This window comes from Petrotoga halophila DSM 16923 (assembly GCF_002924615.1).
Genome location: NZ_JALY01000053.1, coordinates 1 through 4646, shown reverse-complemented (window position 1 = coordinate 4646; position 4646 = coordinate 1). Strand labels below are relative to the sequence as shown.

Genomic DNA, 4646 nt, shown 5'->3' with positions numbered 1-4646 from the left:
GATCCTTATTTGATGAAGGATATGTCAAAAGCCGTAGAAATTCTCAAACAAATTAAAGAAAGAAAAGAAAAAGTGGCGATCTTCGGTGATTACGATGTTGATGGGGTAACTGCGACTTCCGTTTTGTATCTTGGTTTAAAAAGATTAGGTTACGATGTAACTTCTTACATTCCATCTAGAATAGAAGAAGGTTATAGCCTAAACGTTAAGGCTATAGCAGAGTTAAAAGGCAAAAATTATAATAATATTATTACTGTTGATTGTGGTACAACATCCATACAAGAAATTGACTATGCAAAAAGTCTTGGAATGAAAGTTATAGTTACCGATCATCATTTGCCTCAAGAGAATCTTCCAAAAGCAGATGCGATATTGAACCCAAAAAGGAAAGACGATGAATATCCTTTCAAGGATCTGGCAGGGGTCGGAGTAACTTTTAAATTACTACAAGCCCTTTACAAAAGTTACTATGTTTCTTTGGACCCTTTCGAATATATAGACCTTGTGGCAGTGGGTACTATTGCTGACATAGTCTCGATAACCTCAGAAAATAGATACTTGGTTAAAATGGGATTGAACAAATTAAAAACCAATCCAACGAAAGGTTTAAAATATTTACTCGATGAATTGAAGATAGTTGATTCTGAAATAAATTCGCGTACAGTCACTTTTAAAGTTGCTCCTAAGATAAATGCAGCAGGAAGGATGTCAAATGCACATGCAGCTTTTAAATTGTTGACTGAAAAAGATGAAGAAAAATTAAAAAAGGCGGTTTCAGAATTACTCCGGCTAAATTCAAAAAGACAAAGTACTGAAAAGGAAATCTATCTATACTCTTTAAGCTTGTTAGATTTGTACCCAGAATACAAAAAAGACCCAGTATTGGTGTTAAGTGGAGAAGACTGGCATATGGGAGTTCTTGGGATAGTGGCTTCCAAACTGTCAAATCAATTCAATAAACCTGTTTTGATGATATCAAAAAATCAGGAAATGGGTAAAGGTTCAGGAAGAAGTCCCCAAGGCATAGATTTAATGGAGCTTCTTCTCAAAGTTAATGAAAGAGGTGTTTTTGAAGAGTTCGGTGGTCATAAGTTTGCCGCGGGTTTTTCCCTTCTCTCTGAAAATATAGGAACTTTAAGAACGGGGATTAACGAGGTTTACAAAGAGTTATATGGGGATAAAAAATTATCTTCTCAAATTGATGTGGATATGGAAATAGAAGGAATATGGGAAACAATGTTTGAAGATATAAATAAGTTAGAACCTTTTGGATATGGGAATGAGGAGCCGGTTTTTTTGATAAGGAACGCTAAATTAGAAAACATAAGATTCTTTCGTAACGGTTCTCAAAGTTTTTCAGGAATGCTCAACAAAGATTCCTTAATCATAGATGTTTTGGGCTACGATTTAGGGTACAAATTAAGCGAGCTAACAGAGAATAAAAAAAGAGATTTATTTACTGATCTTGTGGGTACCTTTAGAATAGAGAACTCTTATAATTTAAAAAATAGTTACGTTAAATTTTACTTGCAAGATTTGAGGGTTAATGAGGAAATACAACAAGGTGAGATTGCAAAATGGAACTTTGCATCTAATATTCTTCACGATGAGCTGAACAAGATCATGAATGTAGAAATATTAAATGATAATTTAACCAGGGGTAAAGTAGCAATGTTTCTTCCAAGTAAGATCAAAAATGATTCTTTACTGAAAAAAGTTCAGTTATCATTAGAAGAGCATCAAAAGCTGATAATCGTTTCTGCAACAAACAGTTTATTGGAACACATATATAAGATAATAAACACTTATTTTCCAGAGAATCTATTATACTTTAGCAATCAATATACACTCACACCAGAACTTATATCTAGTTATAATGTGATATTCGTTACAGTACCCAAATTTATTAAAAATCGTGAATTGCTTGATTCTATGCAAGCTGAAATTATTATCGACGAACCATTCTATTCATTATTTCATCCGGTAGTGAGAAAGGTTCCTGAATATCAGCAATTTAGAAAATATGCTCTTCAAAAGTCTAAAATTAGTATTTTTAGTTCTATTTACAGCGAAGAGCTAAAAGAATTTTTAAAAAGAGCAGGATTTAAAATCCTTATATCTTTCTCTAATAATAATAGCTTTGAAGTGGTGAGAGAAAGAAACAATATTCTGGGACTTTTGAAGGATTACACAAATGAAAGAAATGGCAAAGTATTGGTTTTGAACGATTATGAAAGGCAAAAATCTTTAGTGAGACTGTTAGACGAAAAATTACAAGTTGATGAGAACGATATAAGACTTTTCAACCATTCAATGAGTTTTAGGGAAAAACTTATTTCTAGAGAAAAATTTAAAAATGAGAAAGCTAATTTTTATATAACTTCGTTTTCTAACAACGGTATAGCGTTTGAAGTCAAGCAATTCTCTCCAATTTTGATAATTGTGGATGTTCCAAAGACAGACATAGAGCTTTTGGACTTGGTTTCTACATGGACGAAAAAGACTCAAAGAACAACTATCATATTGGCTTACAATAATCGGTTCAAAGTTAAATTACTTTACGAATATTCAAGAAAGTACCCATCTTTTAAAGTATTAAAACTAGTCTATGATTTTATAGCCGACGGTCATTACAAGGTAGAAGAGATACAAGATTCTCTTTTGAAGGGTGATAAATCGTTATCAGAAACTGTTTTAAACGTGATGGAAGATGCCAAATTGATAAAGGTAAATGAAGAAGAAGTAGAAATATTGAATAATTTTAATCTAAAGGATTTACGTGAAAGCTCCAATTTCAAAGAAAACATATTGGATAACTGGATATTGAAAAATTCCATCAATTTCTATGAAAATTTAGATACAAGGGAATTAATTGAATTCTTGAAAGGCAATTCCAAAGTAGGAGCGAGAAGTGTATAAATTGAATAAAGATTTGAGGACGACGTTAGATCTTGATTTAGTTTTACTAAATGAAAATTATCAAATATTAGAAATAAAAGAGATGTTAGCGAAGAACGGCGTTTTTTGTAAGATTTTTCCTTCGCCCAAGTCTGTTTTAAAAGCGTGTGCGCCAGTCATATGTTTTTCCTCTAAAGATAAAGAAAAAGTCATTTATATATTAGATGAAAATGGAGTTAAATATGAATTGGTTAAATTGGAGAAAGATATCATATGGGAACTTTTAAGAACTTAAAAGTATATGGGGTCGATTATGGAACAAGAAAGTGCGGTATAGCCTTTTTAAAACAAGATATAAATATTCCGTTACCAAAAGAGACGATACAGTCAGAGAAACTCTTAGAATATTTGATTTCGTTGGATTTAAGCCATGACGATTTAATCGTGTTTGGATTACCAATTTCCATGTCAGGGAGATATTCAAAACAGAGTTTTTTGAGTATTGATGAAGCCATAAGGGTAAAAGAAAGAATTGGTTGCAAAATTTACTTTGTGGACGAAAGATTGACCACTTCCTCTTTGTACAGTGAGGTCAGGGGACAAGTTAGTTATAAAAAAGTAAAAAAGACCAAAGACCAAAATAGTAGTGTACTCATTCTATCCAATTTTATTCAAAGCCCAGGAAAAGCCATTGCTTTGGCAGAAAAAGAAGTATATAATCTAAAAAAAGACTTTTCAAGTTACAAAGATGTGTTGATCTGGGATGTTCTCATTAATAATGAGTTTGAAAATTTTTCTTTCTTTGCAAAAGACCCTTGGATATTTTGGTACTACTACAAAAAAGGATTCAAAAGTACCACTTTGATATCTGACCTAAAAGATTATTATGATTTAATTATAACAACTAAAGAAAACAGAGAGAAAATTCAAGTGAATATTAATTGTAAGGAATTGATGTGCCTGTAGCCTAACGGATAAAGCGTTGGACTCCGGATCCAAAGATGCGGGTTCGACTCCCGCCAGGCACATTTTTAATTAGGTAAACCAATTTTGGGGTGGGCAGCGGAGCACAGGACCCTAAAATTAAGTTTTAGAAGGGATTTTTAGAAAGCTTCAAAACTAAGATTCTGTTTTTAAAAGGTCACAGGGCGGAGCCCTCCTCCCACCCGCTGGGCTAGGGACAGCAGATCCCTTCTTTAAATGGGCGGGCAGAGGGGCCAAAGGGGCGCTAAAGCATTGATGGGAATATTTTTTAAACTTTAAAATCTCTTAAGAAAAAACAGGAGGTAAATTATGGCAAAATCTGATTTAGGAATAGATTTAGGAACTGCAACTTTTGTTGTATACCAACGTGGTCAGGGGATTATCCTTGAAGAACCATCAGTGGTAGCAGTGGATAAGAGTAAAAATAAGATGTTGGCAATAGGAAGAGAAGCAAAAAATATGGTTGGAAAAACTCCTAGTCAAATACAAATTGTTCGGCCCGTACAAGATGGGGTTATTACGGATCCTAGCATCATAGAGGAAGTGTTGAGATATTTTGTCAAAAGCGCTAAATCCAAAGGTTTTAATATGTACAAACCACGATTAATCATAGGGATACCCGCCCTAACTACAGATGTTGAAAGAAGAGCTGTTAAAGAGGCGGGGAGTAGGATTGGTGCTTCTAAAGTATTTCTTATAAGTGAACCCTTAGCTGCTGCTATAGGTAGTGGAATAGATATCACGGAACCTAATGGTCACATGGT

At 33.6% G+C, this 4646-nt stretch carries 4 protein-coding genes and 1 tRNA gene; all 5 read left to right on the top strand.

Annotation, left to right across the window (positions count from 1 at the left end; translation table 11 throughout):
• The coding region (gene recJ, locus AA81_RS02380) for a single-stranded-DNA-specific exonuclease RecJ (RefSeq protein WP_146050327.1) at positions 1-2919 on the top strand (2919 nt) is incomplete at its 5' end.
• Positions 2912-3193, top strand: coding sequence for a putative Se/S carrier-like protein (locus AA81_RS02375; protein ID WP_103078541.1), 282 nt, complete (start codon positions 2912-2914; stop codon positions 3191-3193). The genes recJ and AA81_RS02375, both read left to right, overlap by 8 nt.
• Positions 3172-3864 (top strand): Holliday junction resolvase RuvX, encoded by a 693-nt coding sequence (gene ruvX / locus AA81_RS02370; RefSeq protein WP_103898074.1) that lies wholly within the window; start codon positions 3172-3174, stop codon positions 3862-3864. The genes AA81_RS02375 and ruvX overlap by 22 nt, the downstream gene beginning before the upstream one ends.
• A tRNA-Arg gene (locus AA81_RS02365) sits at positions 3855-3926 on the top strand. Before ruvX ends, AA81_RS02365 begins: the two co-directional genes overlap by 10 nt.
• A gap of 265 nt (positions 3927-4191) precedes the next feature.
• Positions 4192-4646, top strand: a 455-nt coding sequence (locus AA81_RS02360) for a rod shape-determining protein (protein ID WP_169999587.1), incomplete at its 3' end; no start/stop codon positions are given.